Origin of the sequence: Variovorax sp. dw_954 (assembly GCF_018449755.1) — a bacterium.
Classification (GTDB): Bacteria; Pseudomonadota; Gammaproteobacteria; order Burkholderiales; family Burkholderiaceae_C; genus Variovorax.
Genome location: NZ_JAAVVD010000029.1, coordinates 1 through 21109, shown reverse-complemented (window position 1 = coordinate 21109; position 21109 = coordinate 1). Strand labels below are relative to the sequence as shown.

Below are 21109 nucleotides of genomic sequence, written 5' to 3'. Positions count from 1 at the left end.
GACGGCTAGGTTTCGCGCTTCTTGCGGCTGCGCGCGGGCGCAGGCTCGCTCAGCAGCGCATCGGCCACGCCGGGCACGACCTCGAGGGTCGGCCGCTTCACGCGCGCTTGCCAGGTCACTTCCTGCCATAGCGGCAGTTCCATCAGCGCCGGACTCGAGCTCGCAATATCGGCGAGGCTGTAACGATCCAGTTCGGCCAGGAACGCCTGCATGGCATGGGCCAGCACCGCGGCGAGCTCGCATCCGCCAGTCAGGACGCATCGATTGTTCTCCCCGAAGCACTCCACCAGCGCAAAGTCGGTTTCGAGATGACGGACGATCGTGCCTAGCTTGAGCTTCGATGGATGGGCCGACAGGCGCATGCCTCCGTTGCGACCGCGAACCGTATCCACCCACCCCGACTTGCCCAGCATGTGCGTGACCTTCATGAGGTGCGCGTGCGATATATCGAACGCCTTCGAAAGCTCGGCGATCGTGACCAATGACTCTGTGCGAGTGGCCAGGACCAGCAGTACGCGCAACGAGTAGTCGGTGAAAAGGGTCAGGCGCATAAAAAACATTTTACCTGTTTCTTTTAAATGCGCACTGCGCCGGTGAGGCCTCGATCAGTCCAGCCGCTTCACCCGCGCCCACTCCCTTCGCAGAACACGAAGACTTGCTTCCACAATCTTCCCGACGGCAGCTTCGACTTCGGACTGTATGTCCGCGGTCGGCGATGCCGCCTGCAAGAACCTGAGCAATTCCTGCATGTCTCCGAGCAATCGGTGGTGATCCTCATCCAACGGATCGGTCAAGAGCCGGATGCGGGTAAAAGTCAGGATCAGATTCTCAAGGCGATGAAGCATTTCGGGATCCGAGGAGATGCGAATTCTTCCGTCCGCGAGGATCTTCTCCCGGGTGTGAACGATGGCAGCGATCTGCGCGCAAAACGTCGCGATTGCTTCGCGGAAGCTTTCGATCCACTTCTGCCTGTTCGCCGCAAGCACCGAGGCCCGGATCTGGGATCGTCCAATGTAGAGCGTGACGAGCGGTCCCGTGACCGACGCTACGAGCGCGGTTACCGCGCTGACGAGACCGACGACGACCGGATCAATCATGGCAGTACCCGTTAATGACGGTGTGCACATTCTACGAATGCGCTGACGGTCGCTCCGCGCCAGTGCGTGACCCGTACGATCGGATGGTCTCGCAAGAAACGGGACGCCATGGACATTCAATTTGTGGCCGCTTCCTTAGTCTTCATACATCATGAAGACGACCTTTCAAACCCCACGCCGCCAACTCGCCGCACCCCCATTCGCGCCGAGCCCGATCCATCAAATTCTTCTGCAGGCTTTCGCTGTCATGGCCGTGAGTGGATTGCTCATGCATCCACCACAAACAGGCGCCGCCGAGCTGGGCGACACGCAGCCCGTTGTACAGACGGTGACCGGCTCAACGGGTATGCCGGGCACGGACCTCGATCCGGGTACCCATGGCGCAGGTGGGACGGGCGGCACCGCACCGAGCTTGAGCTACACCATGCAAGGCGCCAACAGCCTGACGGGCGGCTCTTCATTGGTGCTGGGCCTGAGCAGCTCCGGTGGCGTCGGCGGCGTCGGGGTGACGCGCGCTTCGTCCAGCGGGAATGGCGGCGACGGCGGCACCGGTGGCGATGTCGGTGGTGCCGTGTTCAGCGGCGAGCCATCCATTCCGGCGACCGTCAGCAGCGGCGCAACCAATCCTCCAATCTCGCTGTCCAGCGCAGGCGGCATGGGCGGCAGTGCAGGCGTCATGGGCGACTCGCTCGGCACGCCGGGCAAGGCTGGCGATGGCGGCGCTGCCGGCACGGTCACCTTTTCAATTGAGGATATTTCCCACGACCAGATCAGCAGCACGCAAGGCTGGCAGGGCAACACACCGGGAACCGCCGCGGTACAACTCACGACGACCGGCGGTGCCGGCGGCCTGCCCGGCAACGGCGCTCAGAGCATCGGAAGCGCGGACGGCGCCGTCGGCGGCAACGGCGGACAGGGCGGCAATGTCAACGTCACTGTGTGGGGTGCCTCGATTACCTCGGCGGGTTCCGGCCTCGTTGCCACCAGCCAAGGTGGCGCCGGATCGACCGGCGCGCAGGGAACGGGAGGCTTCGGCGAAGGCGCGGGTGGCAAGGGTGGCAGCGGCGGCGCGGGCGGCAACGTGACGCTGAACTTTGGCGGCTATGGCAACACCAGCGTGGCCGTCAGTGCGACTGGCGCGGCGACGCCGGCAACCGGTCAAAACGTGTCGCTCGACACTTCCGCCAACCCGGTGGCTGGCACGGCCTCCTTCCTGGCTGCCGCCATCATGGCGCAGAGCCTGGGCGGCTTCGGTGGCGCCGGCGGTGGAGGCGACGGAGCGAAGGGCGTGTCGGGCGCGGGCGGCGCAGCCGGCACGGCTGGCAACGTGACCTTCAGCACCGGCAGCGCGCAGATCCAGACCACCGGCTACTCTGCGCCCGGCGTGGTGCTGCAGGCGATCGGCGGGCCCGGCGGCAACGGCCCCGCGGCAGGCGGTGCCTTCTCGCAGCATGCGGGCAATGGCGGCAACGGCGGCAGTGGCGGGACCGTCAGCGCGACGCTCGGCGACTATCCCGGCGGCGGCTTGATCAGCACCACCGGCGACGATTCCGGCGGTGTGGTGGCGCAAAGCATCGGCGGCGGTGGTGGCTATGGCGGGTCGGTATCGGCCGGCTCGTACATCGCCGGCGTGAGCATCGGCGGCAACGGAGAGAAAGGCGGCGCCGGCGGCATTGTCACGGTGACCAATGGCTATGCGGCCGATGCCACGCACAAGAGCGCGCTGGATGGACTCGTCATCCGGACCGCCGGGCAGCACTCCAGCGCGCTGGTGGCGCAGAGCATTGGCGGTGGCGGTGGACTGGGAGGCTCCGCCAGCCTGGTGAACGCGGGCGCCAGCGCGATGACTTACACCGTCGGCGGCAACGGGGGCGCCGGTGGCGATGCCGGAGACCCGGGAATGCCTTGGGTCAGCAATGCCAATTTCGGCATCCTCTCGACTTCCGGCGACCATGCCAAGGGGATGATGGCCCAAGCCGTGGGCGGTGGCGGCGGCGACGGTGGCTCGGCCGCCTCGATGACCGTGAGCGGCCCGCTCAACGTCACGGTGGCCGTGGGCGGTGCCGGCGGTGCCAGCGGCAACGGTGGCGATGTCACCAGCACCAACAACGGACAGGTCCTCACCTCGGGCTCGGACGCCTACGGCGTGATCGCACAGAGCATCAGCAACGGCGGCGGCAACGGCGGCATGAGCAAAGCCGACGCATTGCAGATCAACGGCAACACGCCTGCCATCAGCATCGACATTTCAGTGGGTGGCAAGGGGGGCTCGGGCGGCAGCAGCGGCAATGCCACGGCGACCAACAACTCCTTGATCTTCACTTCAGGTGCAGGTGCGAATGGCCTGGTCGCGCAGAGCATCGCAGGGGGTGGCGGCAACGGCGGCCAGTCATCCGCCGTGAACGCGAGCTTCGGCAAGGGCATGACCGCCGAGGTCACGGTGGATGTGGGCGGTTCCGGTGGCGCCGGTGGCACGGCTGACAGCGCGACTGCGACCAACGCGGCCGGCGCGCTGATCTGGACCGTTGGCGACGGCGCGCGCGGCATGTTCGCGCAGAGCATCTCCGGCGGTGGCGGCTCGGGCGGCAGCGGCAAGCAGGACACGCTGTTTCTGGTCAAGACTGGCGCGAAAGGCGCGACCTACGACATCTCGGCCGGCGGCGACGGAGGCAACGGGGCGGCAGGCGGTACGGTCATCGCAACCAATGACGGCAACATCCTGACGCAGGGCGACAGTGCCGATGCGATCTTCGCGCAGAGTGTCGGGGGCGGGGGCGGCCTGGGTGGGGCTGCGAGCAGCCACGGCGCGGGCGGCAAGAACGTCAAGAAGCTGTCGATCGGCGGCGCCAGCAAGTCGCAAAGCAGCGGCGGCGCCGTCACGGTGACCAACAATGGCAACGTGCTGACCTTCGGCGCGGACTCGGCCGGCATCTATGCGCAATCGATCGGCGGTGGCGGCGGCAAGGCGGGCACGCCGACCAGCGGCATCAACGCCGTGGCGGTGCTCGGGGTGCAGGACTTCCTGTCCGGCAGTCACGCGCCGGCCGACTTGCAGACCTACGCTGGCGGTGCGATAGCGTGGCAGCCGAACAGCTGGCAGGGTTACACCATCGACAGCCTCGTCAGCCTCTCGAACGCCTACGCTGCAGCCAACGCGACCGGCACGCAGCCGCCCGGCGGCGCACCCGACGCCTCGAGCAACACCGTCACTTCCGTGCTGGGTGGCGGCAACGACCAGGGCAACCCCGCGCCCTACGGCGACGGCGGCACCGTGACCGTCAACAACGCTGCACGCATCGCGACCAACGGGCCGCTCTCGGCGGGCGTGTGGGCCCAAAGCGTGGGCGGCGGCGGTGGACAAGGTGGCACCACCGACATCAACGACCACGACCTGACGATCAACCCGAGCTTTACCGGCTGGGTCTACACCGGCGGGCGCGGCTTCAACGCCGGCAATGGCGGCACTGTCAACGTGAACAACACCGGTCTGATCACGACGCAGGGCGATGCGAGCTACGGCATCCTGGCGCAAAGCGTCGCGGCCGGCGGCGGACATTCGACAGTGACCAACAGTGCCGGCAGCGGCACGCAGGGCGCGCTGACGCTTTATATCGGTGGCACCGGGGACGTGAACGGCAACGGTGGCGCAGTGAATGTGCAGCACACCAACACAACCTTGCAGGCCGCCCTCACGACCAACGGCAACGACGCGGTCGGCATCCTGGCACAGAGCGTGGGTGGCGGTGGCGGCACCATGGTCGTCATGCATCCAACGAGCAACACGACCGTTGGCACCAATCCGACGAATGGCGCTGTGACCAGCCTGGTCATCGGCAGCACCGACGCGGGCAACCTTCTCCCGCCGGCGAATCCGCAACCCTGCCGCGACCACATCCGGGTCGCATGCGGCGACGGTGGCGCGGTGACGGTGGTTGCGGACTACATCACCACCACCGGCCGCAATGCGCACGGTATCGTTGGGCAGAGCGTCGGCGGCAGCGGCGGCATGGTGCAGGGCGTGACGCTCGGCCCCGCCAATCCGTTCGTGCAACACGCACAGGTGACCGGCGACGCGGGCGCCGTGAACGTGACGGTCAACCAGCAGCTCAGCACGGCGGGCGACGGCGCCTTCGGCATCCTGGCGCAAAGCGTCGGGGGCGGTGGCATTCTGGCGGGCGACTTCGCGGCCGCCACCAGCACGTACGCGGCCTTTGCGCCCGAGGGACACGCCTCGATTCCGATCACCAAGGAACGCACGGGCAACGGCGGCAACCTGACGATCAACGTCGGCTCGAACGCCACGGTGTTGACGACCGGCGCCAATGCGCATGCCATCTTTGCCCAGAGCATCGGCGGCGGCGGCGGGCTGGTGGCCTTCCCGGACGGGCTCTTGATGGGCTCGCTCGGCGGCACCGGCAACGCTGGCAGCATCAACATCACCAACAGCGGCACCGTGCAGGCCAAGGGCCCTGGCTCGAGCGCGATCTTCGCCAACTCCGAGGGACAGAACGGCGCCAGTGGCGTCAATGTGGTCAATACCGGAACGATCTGGGGCAACGCCAGCGCGCCGGCCATCCTCCTGACCGGCAACGGCAACACGAACGGCAACGGCCAGGTCAACAACAGCGGCTTCATCGCCAACACCAACGGCACCGCGGTGCAGGCGCAAGGCGCAGGCGCAGGCGCATTTGCGGTGGTCAACAACAAGGCCGGCGCACAGCTTTACGGCAATGTGCAGTTGGGCGGTGGCGGAACGCTCAACAACGACGGCTACTGGGGCACCAACCAGTACAGCAACGCTTTCGTGGTCAACAACAACAGCACAGGCACACTGAACATCTTCGGCGCCAACTTCAACGCGTTGAGCCAGTCGACGCTGGATGGGGCATTCAACAGCTGGGGGACGATCCAGACCACGGTCGACTTCTACAACCACGCCGCCAGCCAACTGGCCGTCACCGGGATGACGCAAATCTTCGCGGGCAAGGTGGTGCTGAACCCCGTGACCCTTGCGCCCAACGCCCAGCCCATCCTGTCGGGCAATCCCCTCGCGGTTCTGACCGATCTCCCCATCACCGACCAGGGCGGAAGCTTTGGCTTCAGCTACCAGCAGGCGTTCGACGGGATCAATACCAACATCAATACCTTGTCCGTGATCCCGAGCGCCAAGCTGGCCAGCGTCACGCATGATCTGCCACAGAACCTGCAGAACCTGGCAGCCAGCCTGGACCAAGGCTTCGTGTCGAGCATGTCCCTGGGCATGGCGCAGACGTATGCGCAGCTCTCGACGGCGCCGAATGAGGCCCAACTGGGCACGATGCTGACCAAGCTTGCCAACCAGAGCAGCCAAGCCGTCGGCACATCTCGCCTGCTGGCCAGCCACGCCTTCGTCGAGCGCATGAACAGCTGCCCGCAATTCGAATCCGACGGGACGCAGCTGCGCGAGCGCGATTGCGTCTGGGCGCGCGGCATCGGCACCGATGCACGTCGCGACAGCAGCGACCTCGGCGCCAGCTACAAGCAGCACAGCACCATCACGCAACTGGGCGGCCAGAAGACCTTTGGCGACGGCTGGGTGGCTGGTGGGTCCATTTCGTACGACAGCAGCAGCCTCAGCGGGACCGATGGCGCCGGCAGCGTCAGCGGGCAGAGCTGGACGCTCGGCGCGGTGGTCAAGCGGCAGCTTGGGGACTGGCTGATCTCGGGTGCCGTCGACGCCGGGCGCGGGAGCTATACCTCGCAACGCAACATCCAGTTCGGCAACATCAACGAGAACGCCAGCGGCAACTTCGACGCGGAGCACATCGGAGTCCATAGCCGGATCGCTCGCCAGTTCGCCATGACCGACTGGTACCTCAAGCCCTACATCGACCTGCATGCAACGCATGTGCGCTCAAACGGATACACCGAGACGGGTGCGGGCGCACTGGATCTGCAAGTGAGTGGCGCCAGCAGCACGACCTATGGGGCCGCGCCGATGCTGGAAATCGGCAACCGCGTTGAGCTTCCCAACGGCATGACGCTGCATTCCTATGTCGCCGCCGGGGCGGCGGTCTACAGCAATACTGCGTGGGAATCCAGCATGCAGTTCGCGGGTGCCGCGCCAGGCACAAACGCCTTCAACGTCTCTTCCAGCGTTCCCAACCAGCGCCTCAAGCTCAACGCAGGGGTCAACCTCATCTCGCACAGGAATCTCGATGTGAAGCTGGAATACACCGGCGAGTTCGCAAAGGGCTTTACATCCAGTACGGGATCGCTGAAGTTGAGCTACCTGTTCTGATTCGCCGTGGCGTCGCGCCTTGCCCGGTTCCGGGCCGAAGGCCCACCGCCGTGGGACGCACGTGCAAGAACTGGGACACCCGGCAAGCACTGGTGGACGGCCAGTTCCTAGCATCTGGCTCACGCCGGGCTCTGATCCGGGCTTCCGGGCAAACCGCAACGGAGTACCTGGCGTTGCTCACGTCGCCTTCAACCATTGACCCTCATGAAACGCATACCCTCCGAATTCATCGTCGTGACCTTCGCGTTGGCTGCCACCGCCGCTTGCGCACAAGAGCCGGTGCAGAACATCGATCCGTACCGTCACGGCAACCTTGCGGCCGCGCAACAACTCGTTCGCGGCGCCTTTGACAAGATCAGCGCCGCGCAGTCCGCGAACAACGATCGACTCGGCGGCCACGCCGCGCGTGCCAAGGCCCTGCTCGACCAGGCGAACGAAGAACTCAAGGCGGCGGCCCTCACGGCCAATCGCAATTGACCATGTCGATGCAACCGAAGATCACCATGAAGCGCTCTTACCTCACACTTCTGGCCACTGGCCTTCTCTTCGCTGCGGCGGGTGCCTCAGCCCAGGAACCGGCACAGAACGTAAACCCCGCGCGCCACGGCAACCTGGCGGCCGCGCAGGACATGGTGCGCGAGGCCTACGACAGGGTCAGCGCGGCCCAGGCCGCGAACGATTCGCACCTGGGGGGCCACGCCGCTCGTGCCAAGGAGTACATGCGCGAAGCCAATGACGAGATCAAGATGGCCGCCATCGTTGCCAACGGCGGGATGGCGCCGCCGGTTCCGATGTATGAACCGCCAGTGGGCGTCAGCTACGTTGCGCCGACCTACCCGATTCCAGCCGCCGGCTATGTCTGGGCCTACCATCCGCGCTACGGTTGGGGATGGAATCGACCCGGATGGGGCTGGCACCGCGGCTGGTACTGAGGGTGGCGTTCAGGCGTGCATGGCTGCCGCCCACTCGCTGATCTCCTGCAGCCAATGCGAGAAGCCCTGGTCCCGCAGGCCTGACCGGTTGACGACCGGGCGAGCGGGAAGCGCCATCGCCTTGGCGTCGCTTGGCGAATAGCCATACTGGGCCCTGAAAGCGCGGCTGAAATTGGTGGCAGTACGAAAGCCGAAGCGGTCGGCCACTCGAGCGAGATGCACCCGGCCCCCGGCGCTGCCGATCTCGGCATGGCAGCGCGCGAGGCGGCGTTCCCTGATGTACGCAGCAGTACCGTGGTAGGGCTCGAACAGGCGGTACACCGTCGATCTCGAAACCCGCAGCGCGGCGCAAATCTCTTCGGCACCGAGCGAAGGATCGGTCAGGTTTTCCTCGACGAATCGCAAGGCCTGGCGGCGCAGCCCGTTCTCCGTGGTCGCACGCGCCATGCCCAGGCTGTCGCGTTGAGGCGCAAGCCCGGCGCCAAGAAGATGCAAGGTTGCGTTGGTCGCGTGTTGCGCCTCGGATCGACGCAATTCGGGCAGCGTCGCCGCCAGGGTCCTCATGTAGCTCGTGAGCATTCGGCCGCTGCCGCCCGAAAGGGTCACGCCATGCAAGTCGTACTGCGCAGGCAGCACGGAGGCCAGCGCGTCCCTCGGGACGTAAAGCACGATGTCTTGTCCACGTCCGAAATGCCCCGTGACCGGGCGCGCCATGTCTAGGAGGACGGGGACACCTTCCTCGACGTGCATCCGTGACCCATCGGCATCCAGATCAAATCCGCCCGGGGCCGCCGAGAGAACGACACCGTAGTGGTCCATCTGCGTCGAGCGGATCTGCTGAACACCGCGCGTCAGCGTGTGCGGCGTGTGACTGCGCAGCATGACGGCCAGTCCACCCACCATGTACCCCCGGTTCTCGAATGCATCCGGTGCCTCGGCCGCATCGCTCTCGAAGCGGAAATTGCCGCCCAGCAGATGGTCGATCTCGTCCGCGAGCCTCCCTCGAGGCGTCTCGCCACTGCGAAAGTGCGTAGAGGGAATGATCGAATCGCAGTGCAGCATGGGAAGCCTCGCGTTGAAGATATAAGCTCTATTCTATATATATCTTTGATGGTCGAGTGCACCGGCGCAAGACGTGTGTGTCAGCTCGTTACACGAGGGCGCTGCAAATCGTTTGACCGACCCGTCGGGTCTGACACGCCGCGTCACGAATTGGCATGTGGCGAACACAACGGACAGGCGCTCGTTCCTACCATTCAATCAACGCGAAACGTTGTGAATGCCAGGCGCCTCGAGCCATGAACGTCACCACCCAAGCGCGTGCTTTCACTCATCGAATCGACCGTCAACATTTCTGAAAGACAAGCCATGACCAAGGCATCTGGTATCGACAACGGGCAGCGGCGCCTCAACGGCCCGCAAACCAGCGGGCGGAACTACCGCAATCTCTCCGAAGCACGCTTCGACACCGCCACTGACGAGGACGTCGCCGTCCCGATGCGCGACGGCGTTCAGCTGCGCGCCGACGTCCATCGCCCCGCCGAACCGGGACGCTACCCCGTCCTCATTGCGGCCTCCCCTTACCCGAGACAGATCCAGAACTCGGGCGCGCCCCTGGGCTTTGTCGAAGCGGGCGCGAGCGACTTCTTCGTTCCGCGCGGCTACGTTCACGTCATTGCGAACTGCCGCGGCACTGGCGGCTCCGACGGGGTTTTCGGTTTCTTCGACGGGCAGGAGCGGCAGGACATGTACGACCTGGTGGAATGGGCCGCCGCGCAACCCTGGTCGGACGGCAACGTCGGCATGGTGGGCATCAGCTATTTCGCGATGACCCAAATGGAGGCCGCCGTAGGGCGGCCGCCGCATCTCAAGGCCATCATGCCGATTGCCGGCAGCTTCGACCTGTACGACGCTGCCATGCATCACGGCCTGGCCAGCATCTCCTTCCTCACGCCCTTCCTGTACATGGTCGGGATGACATCCGGGCGCACCAACGCGTTCTGGCGCAGCACGCTGCTCAAGGCCGTCAGCGCACTGCTGCGCACGCCAGCCATTCACAAGAAGTTCGAGACGGCCAATGGCGAAGCTGCGCTGACGGGCCTCAGGGCACTTCTCAAGCTTCATCACGACCCGCATCCCTGGGATGACCTCTGGCGCGCCATCATCGTCGAACATCCGCTGCGCGACGCGTGGTGGGACGAGCGCAACCTGATGCCGCTGCTCGAACGCGTCGAGGTACCTGTCTATCTCGGCTGCGACTGGCAAAACGTTCCGCTGCATCTGCCAGCGACCTTTCCGACCCTGCAGGGCCTGGTGAACAGCAAGCACGTGCAGACTGTCATGCTCGGCGAGCATGGACTGGCGTGGCCTTGGGAAAGCTTGCACATCGAGGCTCTCGCCTGGTTCGACCACTGGCTCAAGGGGCACGACACTGGCATCCTCGAAGGACCGAAGTTCCGCTATGTCATTCCGGAGGCCGAGGGATGGCATGCAGCGGACAGCTGGCCGGTCGCCGGCACCGCGCATCGCGCATTCGCATTGCGCGCGGACGGAGGGCTCAGCGATGAGGAAGGCCCCAGCGGCGACCGAACCCTGATGGTGCTTGGCGGCGGCGTGAACCGTCCGCAGGTGAGCAAGACGGATCCGCCGGCGAGCCTGGTGTGGCAGACGCCGCCGCTGGCCGAGGACGTCGACATGGTTGGCGACATCGAGCTTCAGCTGGACGCTGCCAGCACGGCGCCGGACACCGCATGGATTGCTGTCTTGCAAGACGTGGACGCGGAGGGCAAGACAACGGAGGTGACGGCAGGCTACCTTCGGGCCGGCCTGCGCAAAGTCGACGAGGATCTCAGCCGCACCGGCGCCCCGGTGCTGGCGTGCCGGACCTTCGAAGCAGTTCCCATCGGAGAAACGGTTCGCTATCGCATCCCTCTCGTCGCCAATGCGCGGCGATTCAAGGCCGGGCACCAGATCCGGCTGCACCTCACCAGCGACGACCAGGATCCGACGACACCGGCGTCGATGACCTTCAGGCACGCCAACGTCGGGATGAGTTGCCTCAACAGAGTACGCTCCTCATCGCGTGTGCTGCTGCCGATCGTCGGAGCTTCAGCATGATCGCCACTCAACCCATCCTCATCGTCGGCGCCGGCCCGGTTGGCCTGACCCTGGCGCTGGCCCTGAAGCGGCAAGGCGTCACCGTTCGCATCATCGACAAGAACGATGGGCCGACCGACAAATCCAAGGCGCTCGTGATCTGGCCACGCACACTCGAACTTCTCGACATCAACGGCTGCGCGCAGACGTTCATCGAGAACGGCCTGAAATCGCGGCGCGCACGCATCTTCGCCAACGGCGAGGCGCTGTTGCAGATCGACCTCGACTCCGCGAAGAGTGACTTCGGCTATGCATTGATGATTCCGCAGGCCAGGACTGAACGCTTGCTCGAAGCCGAACTGGCAACGCTGGGCATTCGAGTGGAACGCAACACCGAGCTCGTATCCTTCACCGACTTCGGCGAGGACGGCTTGGAATGCATCCTGCGCCATGCCGATGGCAGTGAATACCTGGCCTACTGCGACTACCTGGCCGGCTGCGATGGTGCTCACAGCACCGTGCGCCATCTCATCGGCGCAGAATTCGAGGGGCATACGTTCGCGTCAGGCTATGTCCTCGCGGACATCATCATCGACGGCGAGATCGCGCACGACGAAACGACCATCTGCTGGGCCTCCGATGGAATCCTTGCGCTCTTCCCGATGATCGGCGGCCGATTCCGGCTCATTGCGGAATACGCGGCGGCAAGCGGCAGGCAAGATGCAGGGCTGAGCATCGAAGAGGTCCAGGCCATCATCGATGCGCGAGGCCCGCGCGGCCTGAAGGCACGTGACGCCGTGTGGACCAGCCACTTCACCATCAACGAACGGAAAGTGAAGGACTACAGCCGGGGGCGGGTGTTTCTGGCCGGTGATGCTGCACACGTACACAGCCCGGCTGGCGGCCAGGGGATGAACACCGGCATGCAGGACGCCTTCAACCTGGCCTGGAAAATGGCGCTCGTTTGCCACGGGAAGGCGCAGCCGGCGTTGCTCGACTCGTATTCCATCGAGAGATCCGCCATCGGCAAGCAGGTTCTCGCATCGGCGGGGAAACTGACCAGGATCACGACATTGAGGAACCCGATCCTTGCCGAACTGCGTCGCATCGGCTCGATTGCGCTGAGCCATGTACCTGCCCTGCGCCAAAAGTTCGTGGACCACCTGGCCGAGACGAACCTTCGCTATGACGAAACACCATTGAATGGAAATCTGGGCGGGGGCTCGGACAAACCCGCCGCTGGAGAACGGGCTCGCGACGTGCCCCTGGATGCCAGTGACAACGGTGCGACTCGCCTGCATGAACTCCTCGCCGACGGCAAATTCGTCATGCTCTCGGTCGGTGTCCCGCGCATGGTTGTCCCGGAGGAACTGCGTCAGTTGGCGACGAGCGCGAGCATCGAGGCGTCGGACGAATATCAGGATGGCTACGTCTATCTCATCCGGCCCGATGCTTATGTAGCTCTGAGCACCGACGCAGGAAATGTGGTTCTTCAGTTCGCCAAACTGAGGAGCTTCGCGACCGCGAGCAACAGCCTGGCGAGTTCAGTAAGCGCTGATTAGGACGTCGCGTCACGAGGCCGACGGATCCCGCCAATGGAAGCAGCAAACCGCGCCGCCCCCAACCGCTCCACGCCGTAAGGGCGCCGCCCTCCCTTCGGCGTCGAAGGTCCTCGTTGCCGGAGACCTCAGCCCCGAAGACCCTAAGAATCCACCATGCCGCAGAGTTTCGCCGCCGGACAGTGACGAGTTCGATGCCTACGCCGTAGAAGCGTAGCCGCACGAAGACTTCACGTTCGGGATCGAGGCGTGTGACACCGAAGATTCGAAGATTCCGTGGTCGAAGCCTTCGCAATCGAGGGGGCGAATGCCCTGCCCTGCTCCGATTTTGCAATCGCGTGGACTTCGGCAACGTGGTGTTTCGGCGGCGAGTTATGCGAGAGCGAAGCGCCCCGGGATTTCGGTAGTCGGCCATCACCCGTCCTTCGCCAGCGCCAAGCAGGCGGCAGAACTCTGACCCAGAGCGGTGGCTGCCGGCGTCCATCCTGAGAAGCACAGATGTCAGGGAGGCGCCGAAGTTCGTCAGAGCCGAACGCATACCGGGGTGGCCATAGACACCGCAACTCCGCCGAATGAATTGATACTGGTAGCGGTTGACGTGAATGGACGGCTAGAACTGGACTCCGATCCCGGCTTGGACTGTGTCGGCACCACGGTCGTACCGTGTCGCCATGCGATTCCAGGTCACGCGCGCCAGCCACCGCGTGCCGAACCTGTAGCTTGCCGAAACCGAGATGAGTCCGGACACCCGGCCGTCGCCCATGCGGTCCACGGGAAGATTGCTCTTTTGCGTGATTGCGACATACGGGCCGAAGCCTGCGGTGCATCTGCGCAATCCAGCGGTTGTCGAAGTAGTGGGCCGCGCGCAGGCTCAGCACGGAACCTCAGCCGTGGGCGTTCGCATACGAGCGGTCGGCTAGGCCGGTGACCGTGTCGAAGAACCGATACGGGCCCGCGCCCGCGGAGAGCTCCAGCCGGTTGTCCAGAAGCGGTAGCCGCCCCCACAACTGCAGCGTCTGTCCATCCCGATGATCAAAGACGGCAACCGCTGCAGAGGAGTCTTGCGCGCACTGCAGTACTTTGTTTTGAAGTCGCGTTACGGAATCAGGTCCTCTGTCCTTTCCGCTTCAATGATTGGGTTCGATAACGAACGCATTATCGCCCTCCCCTGAGCGCCTCCATCTAGGTCGGCGGTGGTTGGAAGACTGGTTGAGTGCCGACGTTCGCGAATCGAACTCGGAAGGCACGTCGGGCCCTTTGCGGTCTTCGAGTCGGCTGATCTCGGCGCCGCGAAGCGGACGTTCAAAGCCCTTTCGACGCTTGCCTCAGCAAGACAGCCAAAGAACTCTCTTGGGGTCTGGAAGTTGGCGCTTCAGGGCGAAGTGCCGCCAAGCGCTGCGGGCGCCGGCGCGATGAACAGCCGCGGGTCGAACTTGAACGGGTGGCGCTCGATGTGGAGGGTGACGGTGGCGTACGCCGGGTGCGCGGGGTTGAGCAGCAGGTTCCGTTCGCCGGGCTCGATGAAGGACGGCACCCATAGCCCCAGGCTCGCGCCCGAGGCAACCCAGGTGTTGCCGATGGTCTGGGTGGCCGTCTCGTCGTCGCGCCAGTCCGCAGGCAGGCCCAGCGTCTCGACCTCAATCAGGGAGGCGGCCGCGGGAATCTCCAACCGCGTGAGCGCCTGGTTCTTGGGGTTGGCGCCGTTGGCGTGCACGCGCTTTTCGAGCTGGCACAGGGCCCGGCTCGAGCCGCAGTAAGCGACCTGGTTGGGCCCCTTGGTGTGCCAGCGGCCGTTGCCCTGCGTCGAGCCATAGCCCAGACTCATGAGGAGGACGTTGAGCGCTGGTGCCGGCGTGTCGCAGTAGCCGATGCGGTAGACCGTGGTCAAACGACGCCACCGTACTTGACGGCGGTGAGGATGTCCTTGACGCGTTCGGCGCCAAAGCCGGACTTGGCGCAGTCCAGCGGCGTCTCCCCTTCGAGCATCGGGTGTGGCTGGCGCAGCCACGCAGCCGCTTCTTCATCAGTCTCGAAGGTGTCGCGTGCCATCGCGTCGAGTTCGAGCAGGCGCAGCATGCTCTCGGCCGCGTAGATCGGAAGCACGTCGTCCTTGGCCACCTTGCGGTTGGCCGTGGCGCGGTCCATTCCCAGGACACCCGCGGCCGCGCCCTTGCCGATGCCCAAGTGGTCGCTCAGCGGCTCCAGGCTGCGGCTAGGGATGCCCAACTTGACGATGACGTAGGCTTGCTTGGCCGACAGGTGGTCAGGGATCGTGAGGAGCTCGACAGCAGACTTGCGGTGCACGCGCGCGTGCCGACCAAGCTTGGAGTCGATCTTGAACGCCCTACCGACGCCCTTGACGTAATTCAGGTCACCCTTCGCGTCACCCTTGGCGGCAGCCTTGCCACCCGCCCGCGGCGCCGGGCCCACCTCGTTGTTCGTGGTGATGATGTTGTCGCCGAGCTCGATGTGGACGCCGCCGACCTTGGACAGGACAATCGACCAGAGGTTGTGCAGCGGGGAAGCGCCGTTCGAGGACATGAGGAGCTCCGATGTTGCGTTCATTTGCAACATCAGTTTAGCGCAATTGCATCAACTTGTCCATGAGCCTTCCGGGCGCCAAGGGCCAAAGCCGCCCATTGCCCTCGACCGCTTGTGGCCGGGAATCCCAGTCCGCAATCTCATCACGAAGGCGTGCTCCAGACTGGTTGCGGGTGTTCGAGTTTTCAAGCTGAATGGCGGCAGCGGCCGAAAGCCGAATTACACGCTTCGGCCGACGTTCGACTGCTGTCCTTTGAAACCTGACCTCCGCTGGCAGGCCCCTGTACCGGCCAAACGGGATCGCGCTGAAGGGCAGCTTCAGCACTTCGCGAACTGGCGTTCGGGGCCCGTTGCCGCCTTTCAAGTTGTCACCCGGGACTTCTGCAACTCCGCTGAAAGCGGCCATGCGACGTTTGGAGCATGTCTACTCAGGGACTGCTTCAGCCGACCTTGACCCCTTGGCTACGTCCGCCGAATAGCCCGGCGTCGCTGCCCTGCGACCTCACCAAACTGCTGCTTGTACCAGCGCGAGAAAGCACTGAGCGCCGAAAAGCCCAGCAGTTCCGCAACCTGCGTCAACGGGCGCGCGTGATCCTCGGTGTAGCGCGCGGCCAGCTCGCGCCTGACGGTGTTCATCACCTCGGAAAAAGTCGTTCCTTCACGCATTAGACGCCGATGCACCGTGCGCCGGTCAACGCCGAGTTGCTGCGCCACCCGGTCGATGGAGCACTCGCCCGAAGGCAACAGGACGAGCAGGGTGTGGCGCACGCTGTCCACTGCACCCATGCTGCCCGAGCCCGCGGTGGCTTCGAGGAGTTGTCGCGAATAGCGCGCCATCACCGGGTCGGCCAGCGGGTTCGGTGCATCCATGTCGCGCGTTGTGCAGACAAGCCCATTGAAGTCCTGCTTGAAATCAACGCTGTAGCCGAACATCCGGTAGTGCAGCACCGGATCGCGCGGTGGCGGGTGCGCGAAGCACACCCGCGATGGATTCCATGCCGGGCCGAGGAAGAACGTGAGGATGCGGAACATGACCCCGACCAGCAATTCCGTTGCCTGGCGCGATGAGCCTGCATGCCCGAAGAACAGCTCTTCCCGGATCACCGCGATGCCCTGCGCCTCATCAAGCTTCGCATAGGCCGCTTCGTTGAGCAGGTGCTTGTAGCGGATCAGCGCGCGAACGACGCGGCGCACCGTGGGTTCCTCCCTCGCCACCAGCGCCACCACCCCGAGGTTCGAGAGCAGCCGTGTCTCGGCCATGCGCAGTCCGAAGTTGTCCATGCCGCAGGCCAGCGCCGAAGCCTCCAGCAGGTCTCGCACGGCTTCGCTCGGGACGAGCAGGTCGGGGTTGTGCAGGCAGGCCGGATCGAGTTCCGCGTTGGCCAGAAAGGCCAGCGGGTCGAGCCCGGCCGCGCGCGCCACCTCGGCGTAGTTGGTCAGGCTGGCGCTGCGAACGAGGGTCGACATGGGTGGGCACCGGGTGTCCCTGTAGGTTAAACGCATGTCCCCGCTAGTCAATCGGCATAACCCCCCGATCGGAACAATCAGTTCTCGATTCACAACTCCAGGAGACATGCCCGATGGCACACGACAACGCACTTTCACCCACCCCGGTCTGCGACCGCATGCGCAGCACCGGCAACTGGAATCCCGACTGGGAGTCCTTCGCAACGCTCGACGCGCAATGGACCGAGAAGTTCATGGCCATGGGCGTCGCGCCCATGGTGTCGGGCGTGCTCGACGCCAAGACCGTCGAGTTCCTCGCGATCGCCGTGGATGCCTCGTGCACCCATATGTACGGGCCGGGCGTGCGCCGCCACATCCGCAAGGCGCTCGAACTCGGTGCCACCAAGGAAGAGATCAACGCGGTGCTGCAGTGCGTGAGCGTGCTGGGCATCCACACGATGAGCCTGGGCGCACCGATCCTGCTCGAAGAAATTGCCGCGCACGCCGAACGCAACGGTGCGACCGTCGGCTGAACCCCCACCTTGACCTTATTTTCGGAGACAACCATGCACTTCCTCGACGACTCCCTCCTCCCCGAAAACCAGCAAAAGCTCGTGATCCAGGTCGCCCCGTACGGACCTCAATGGGCCGCCGGCGATTCCGACGACATCCCCGTCACGATGGACCAGCAGGTGCAAAAGGCCGTCGACTGCTGGAACGCCGGCGCCACCGTGCTGCACGTGCACGTGCGCGAAGACGATGGAAAGGGCAGCAAGCGCCTGTCCAAGTTCAACGAGATGCTGGCGCGCCTGCGCGAAGCGGTGCCGCAAATGATCCTGCAGGTCGGCGGCTCGATCTCCTTCGCCCCCGAGAGCGACGGCCAGGCCGCCAAGTGGATGAGCGACGACACGCGCCACATGCTGGCCGAACTCGACCCGAAGCCCGACCAGGTCACGGTGGCGATCAACACGCAGCAGATGAACGTGATGGAGCTGATGACCGCAGCCGACGTGGCGGGCACCTCGCTGGCCAACCCGGTGGTGCAGGCCGCCTACCGCGACATGATCGTGCCGTCCAACCCGTCGTGGCACGAGGAGCACATCCGCCGCCTGGTGGCCAGCGGCATCCAGCCGCACTTCATGCTGGGCAACCTGACCGGCCTGGAAAGCCTGCTGCGCATGGTGCGCCGCGGCGTCTACAGCGGCCCGCTGAACATCAACTACGTGGCCATCGGCGGCGGCTCGGCGGGGCTGCATCCGGCCGACATGCTGGAGTTCGCACGCCGCACGCCCGACGGCGCGGCGCTCACGCTGGAGACGCTCAACCGCCACATCTACCCGATGAACACGATGGCCATCGCGCTGGGTATGCATGTGCGCGTGGGCATCGAGGACACCCTGTTTGGCCCGCACGGCGAGCGCATGAGCTCGGTGCAGCAGATCGAGATGGTGGTACGCCAGGCGCGCGAGTTGCGCCGCGACGTGGCCAGCGGCGCGGAGGCGCGCGGCATCTTCGGCATCGGCCAGTCCTGGGGCAACGCTGACGATTCGCTGGCGCGTCTAGGCATGCCGCCCAACCGTGTTCACGGCCAGCGCGGCGTGCCGCTGCGCCACGCTGCCTGACGGCGCCGTCGCGCGCTGCACAACAAGAGACAAATGCCATGAATCCGTCCGTATCGGCCGCACAGGCCATCTCCTTTCCCAGCGAATCGGCCCGCGTGACCCGGACCTATGCGTGGGCGGTCTTCGCGCTCACCTTCGGCCTGATGCTGTCCGACTACCTGTCGCGACAGGTCATCGGCGCCGTCATGCCCGCGCTCAAGGCCGAGTGGGGCCTGCTGGATTCGCAACTGGCCATGCTGGTGAGCGTGGTTTCGCTCGTCGTCGGGGTGCTGGCCATTCCGATCTCGCTGGTCGCCGACCGCTGGGGCCGGGTCAAGAGCATCACGCTCATGGCCTTCGTGTGGTGCCTGGCGACCGTGGCCTGCGGGCTGGCGCAAAGCTATGGGCAATTGCTTTGGGCACGGGCGTTCGTCGGCCTCGGCGAGGCGGCCTACGGCGCCGCCGGGGGCGCGCTGCTGGCCCATGTGTTTCCCGCCAGGCAACGGGCCACGGTGCTGGGCGCGTTCCTGTCGGCCGGCTTGTTCGGTTCGGTGCTCGGCGTGGTCCTCGGAGGCACCGTGGCGGCTCAGTCCGGCTGGCGCATGGCCTTCTTCGTCGTCGGGGCGCCGGGCCTGTTGCTGGCCCTGGTCTATCCGTTCGTGGTGCGCGACTACAAGACGGTCGCCCTGGCGCCCGCGGGCCGGGCCGGCACCGCGCCGCGACGCTTGAGCATCGGGCGAGTCGCGCGTGAGGTGTTCGGCGCCCGCTCGGGCAACTTCGCCTTCCTCGCGAGCGGCCTGCAGATGGCCATGCCGGCAATGCTGATCGCCTGGCTGCCAACCTACTTCATCCGCTTCTACGGTATGGACGTGACGAAGGCCGCGCTTATGGCGGGCGTGGCGGTGTTGGTTTCGGGCATCGGCATGATCTTCGGCGGCGGCCTGGCCGACCGGCTGAGCGTGCGACACCCGCGGCGTCGGGCCCTCGTGCCGGCTGCCTATTCAGTGCTGTCGGCGCTGGTGCTGGTGGTCGCGTTTTTGCTGCCGCCCGGCCCGTTGGGACTTGGCTTGATCTTTCTGGGCGCCCTGTTTGCTGCCGCACACGGAGGCTGTTCGAGTGCCATCGTCTGCGATGTGACCCACTCCGGCGTCCGCGCCACGGTGACCGCGACGGTGGTCCTGGCCAACAACCTGCTGGGCCTCGCGCCGGGTCCGATCATTGTGGGCCTGCTGTCGGATGCCTTCGGCTTGAAGCTAGCACTGACGGTCGCGCCCGTGTTCGCCTTGGGAGCCGCGGTCTTCTTCGTCCTCGCCTCGCGCAGCTACGAAGCAGATGCGGCACGCAACAGGACCAGTGGGCAGTTCCAATGAACCTCTCCACGACATGGTCCGGCTGGCGCGCGCCGGCCAGGTGGCACATGAACCAGGGCACGCCCATTGCAGACCCCTGCATCAACATCTGCCGGATGGACCCCGACGGGAAATTCTGCCAGGGATGCAGGAGAACGCCGCTGGAGATCGGCGGCTGGCCACGGATGACCGAGCAGCAAAAGGCCAACGTTGCCGCCCTGATTCAACGTCGCAAGGAGTCGGACACCCCGCGACGAAGCCACCGCCCCGCGACAAGTCTCGGGGCACACATGAATGCCAATCTCGCCGCACCGACGGCCTCGGCGCTTTCCTCTGGCGAACATTGAAATTCTGCAATCCGATTGAGGGCGGACGTTGAAATTCGCAAGCTGTTGGACCGCGCGTGGCCGGCAGCCGGCGTCGTCGGCCAAAATCCTCGCCCGTTGCGGATCGACGCGCAAGGAGTCAGGGTGCGATTGCTACTGCTACAACTGCTACGCACGCGCTCATGGGCCAGCGAACTGTAGCAACAGTAGCAGTAGCGCCGACTCGGCGGGCGCACCGCGAGCACGCAGCTAGGCCGCGGGCGGTTTGGTCGATTTGGTCAACGAACGGATGCGCGCCAGTTCGATCGAGACAATCTTTGATGCCGCGCCCGGTGACGTGCGCCCGACTTTGTAGGGCACCTGGATCCCCCCGCACACCCATAGGAGGAGAGGAAACGGCACTACGTTGCTGGGTTGCGATTCGCGGTTCGGCATGGCCTTGATGGTAGGTGTCCACCGGCGAATCCACAATGTTCACGTCATCGCCGCGGCCGCGCGAGAAGGGAGTCGAGCAAGGCGCGCCGACTCGTTGCTGATGCAGCGACTTGCACCGATCCTACAAGCTCATGGGGCGCCAGAACACCCTCGTGAACGCGCACAAGGCCGCGGGCATCGGAAGCGCCAGACGCCCCGTGAGCGCGCGACAAGTGCTCGGCATACACCACTCTGCCCGGGCCACTTCCAGTCGCTCCAGCGGCCGCTGCGTGAGTTGCAGCGCGGTCCGAGTCAGCGCGACCGGCATGTTCGGGCCCGAAGGCGACTGTCAAACTATGCGCTCGACAGGTCAAGATGCTGGTGCGGACGCCTTCCGCAACAAATCCACGGAGCTTGGGAAGTTCTTCACCTACTGCCTGGCGCACCCGAATCGCTGATCGGCCTCCA

At 65.2% G+C, this 21109-nt stretch carries 15 protein-coding genes; 9 read left to right on the top strand and 6 right to left on the bottom strand.

All coding sequences use genetic code 11. The features are described from left to right. Window positions 1–5: 5 nt before the first annotated feature. Window positions 6–551, bottom strand: a complete 546-nt coding sequence (locus tag HB681_RS31600) for an Rrf2 family transcriptional regulator (RefSeq protein ID WP_213958847.1) — start codon at window positions 549–551, stop codon at window positions 6–8. Window positions 552–605: 54 nt separating this feature from the next. After that, complete coding sequence (locus tag HB681_RS31595; protein ID WP_213958846.1) at window positions 606–1097, bottom strand: hypothetical protein; 492 nt, start codon at window positions 1095–1097, stop codon at window positions 606–608. A 268-nt stretch (window positions 1098–1365) separates the two neighbouring features. Here HB681_RS31595 and HB681_RS31590 point away from each other — a divergent pair, with 268 nt between their 5' ends. From HB681_RS31590 to HB681_RS31575, 3 genes are all read left to right on the top strand, one after another. After that, the gene (locus HB681_RS31590; RefSeq protein WP_213958845.1) at window positions 1366–7377 is read left to right on the top strand and encodes an autotransporter outer membrane beta-barrel domain-containing protein; all 6012 of its coding nucleotides are present in this window, start codon (window positions 1366–1368) and stop codon (window positions 7375–7377) included. Between the two features lie 204 nt (window positions 7378–7581). Continuing rightward, complete coding sequence (locus tag HB681_RS31585; protein ID WP_213958844.1) at window positions 7582–7854, top strand: hypothetical protein; 273 nt, start codon at window positions 7582–7584, stop codon at window positions 7852–7854. 269 nt (window positions 7855–8123) lie between these two features. Further along, entirely contained in the window at window positions 8124–8309 is a 186-nt protein-coding gene (locus HB681_RS31575; RefSeq protein WP_213958911.1) for a hypothetical protein, read from the top strand. A gap of 9 nt (window positions 8310–8318) precedes the next feature. Here the strand turns inward: HB681_RS31575 and HB681_RS31570 are convergent, their stop codons facing one another. Beyond that, window positions 8319–9371, bottom strand: coding sequence for a helix-turn-helix domain-containing protein (locus HB681_RS31570; RefSeq protein WP_213958843.1), 1053 nt, complete (start codon window positions 9369–9371; stop codon window positions 8319–8321). A gap of 306 nt (window positions 9372–9677) precedes the next feature. On the opposite strand from HB681_RS31570, the gene HB681_RS31565 reads away from it, so the two are divergent. Beyond that, window positions 9678–11426, top strand: a complete 1749-nt coding sequence (locus HB681_RS31565) for a CocE/NonD family hydrolase (protein WP_213958842.1) — start codon at window positions 9678–9680, stop codon at window positions 11424–11426. Next, window positions 11423–12967: an FAD-dependent monooxygenase gene (locus HB681_RS31560; protein ID WP_213958841.1), complete on the top strand. Its 1545-nt coding sequence runs from the start codon at window positions 11423–11425 to the stop codon at window positions 12965–12967. Before HB681_RS31565 ends, HB681_RS31560 begins: the two co-directional genes overlap by 4 nt. Before the next feature lie 1369 nt (window positions 12968–14336). Here HB681_RS31560 and HB681_RS31555 read toward each other — a convergent pair. The 3 genes from HB681_RS31555 to HB681_RS31545 form a co-directional block, all read right to left on the bottom strand. Beyond that, a complete protein-coding gene (locus HB681_RS31555; RefSeq protein ID WP_213958840.1) occupies window positions 14337–14852 on the bottom strand; it encodes an RES family NAD+ phosphorylase in 516 nt (171 codons plus the stop codon). Then, entirely contained in the window at window positions 14849–15505 is a 657-nt protein-coding gene (locus HB681_RS31550; protein ID WP_213958839.1) for an antitoxin Xre/MbcA/ParS toxin-binding domain-containing protein, read from the bottom strand. The genes HB681_RS31555 and HB681_RS31550 overlap by 4 nt, the downstream gene beginning before the upstream one ends. A 462-nt stretch (window positions 15506–15967) precedes the next feature. Beyond that, entirely contained in the window at window positions 15968–16972 is a 1005-nt protein-coding gene (locus HB681_RS31545) for an AraC family transcriptional regulator (protein WP_213958838.1), read from the bottom strand. Between the two features lie 113 nt (window positions 16973–17085). Here HB681_RS31545 and HB681_RS31540 point away from each other — a divergent pair, with 113 nt between their 5' ends. The 4 genes from HB681_RS31540 to HB681_RS38850 are packed head-to-tail and all read left to right on the top strand — an operon-like array spanning window position 17086 to window position 20248. After that, window positions 17086–17484, top strand: a complete 399-nt coding sequence (locus tag HB681_RS31540; RefSeq protein ID WP_213958837.1) for a carboxymuconolactone decarboxylase family protein — start codon at window positions 17086–17088, stop codon at window positions 17482–17484. A gap of 33 nt (window positions 17485–17517) precedes the next feature. Continuing rightward, window positions 17518–18573: a 3-keto-5-aminohexanoate cleavage protein gene (locus tag HB681_RS31535; RefSeq protein WP_213958836.1), complete on the top strand. Its 1056-nt coding sequence runs from the start codon at window positions 17518–17520 to the stop codon at window positions 18571–18573. 38 nt (window positions 18574–18611) lie between these two features. Beyond that, on the top strand, window positions 18612–19922 hold the full coding sequence (locus HB681_RS31530; protein WP_213958835.1) for an MFS transporter: 1311 nt from the start codon (window positions 18612–18614) through the stop codon (window positions 19920–19922). A gap of 47 nt (window positions 19923–19969) precedes the next feature. Further along, window positions 19970–20248, top strand: coding sequence for a DUF1289 domain-containing protein (locus HB681_RS38850; protein WP_213958834.1), 279 nt, complete (start codon window positions 19970–19972; stop codon window positions 20246–20248). The last annotated feature ends 861 nt before the right edge of the window (window positions 20249–21109 follow it).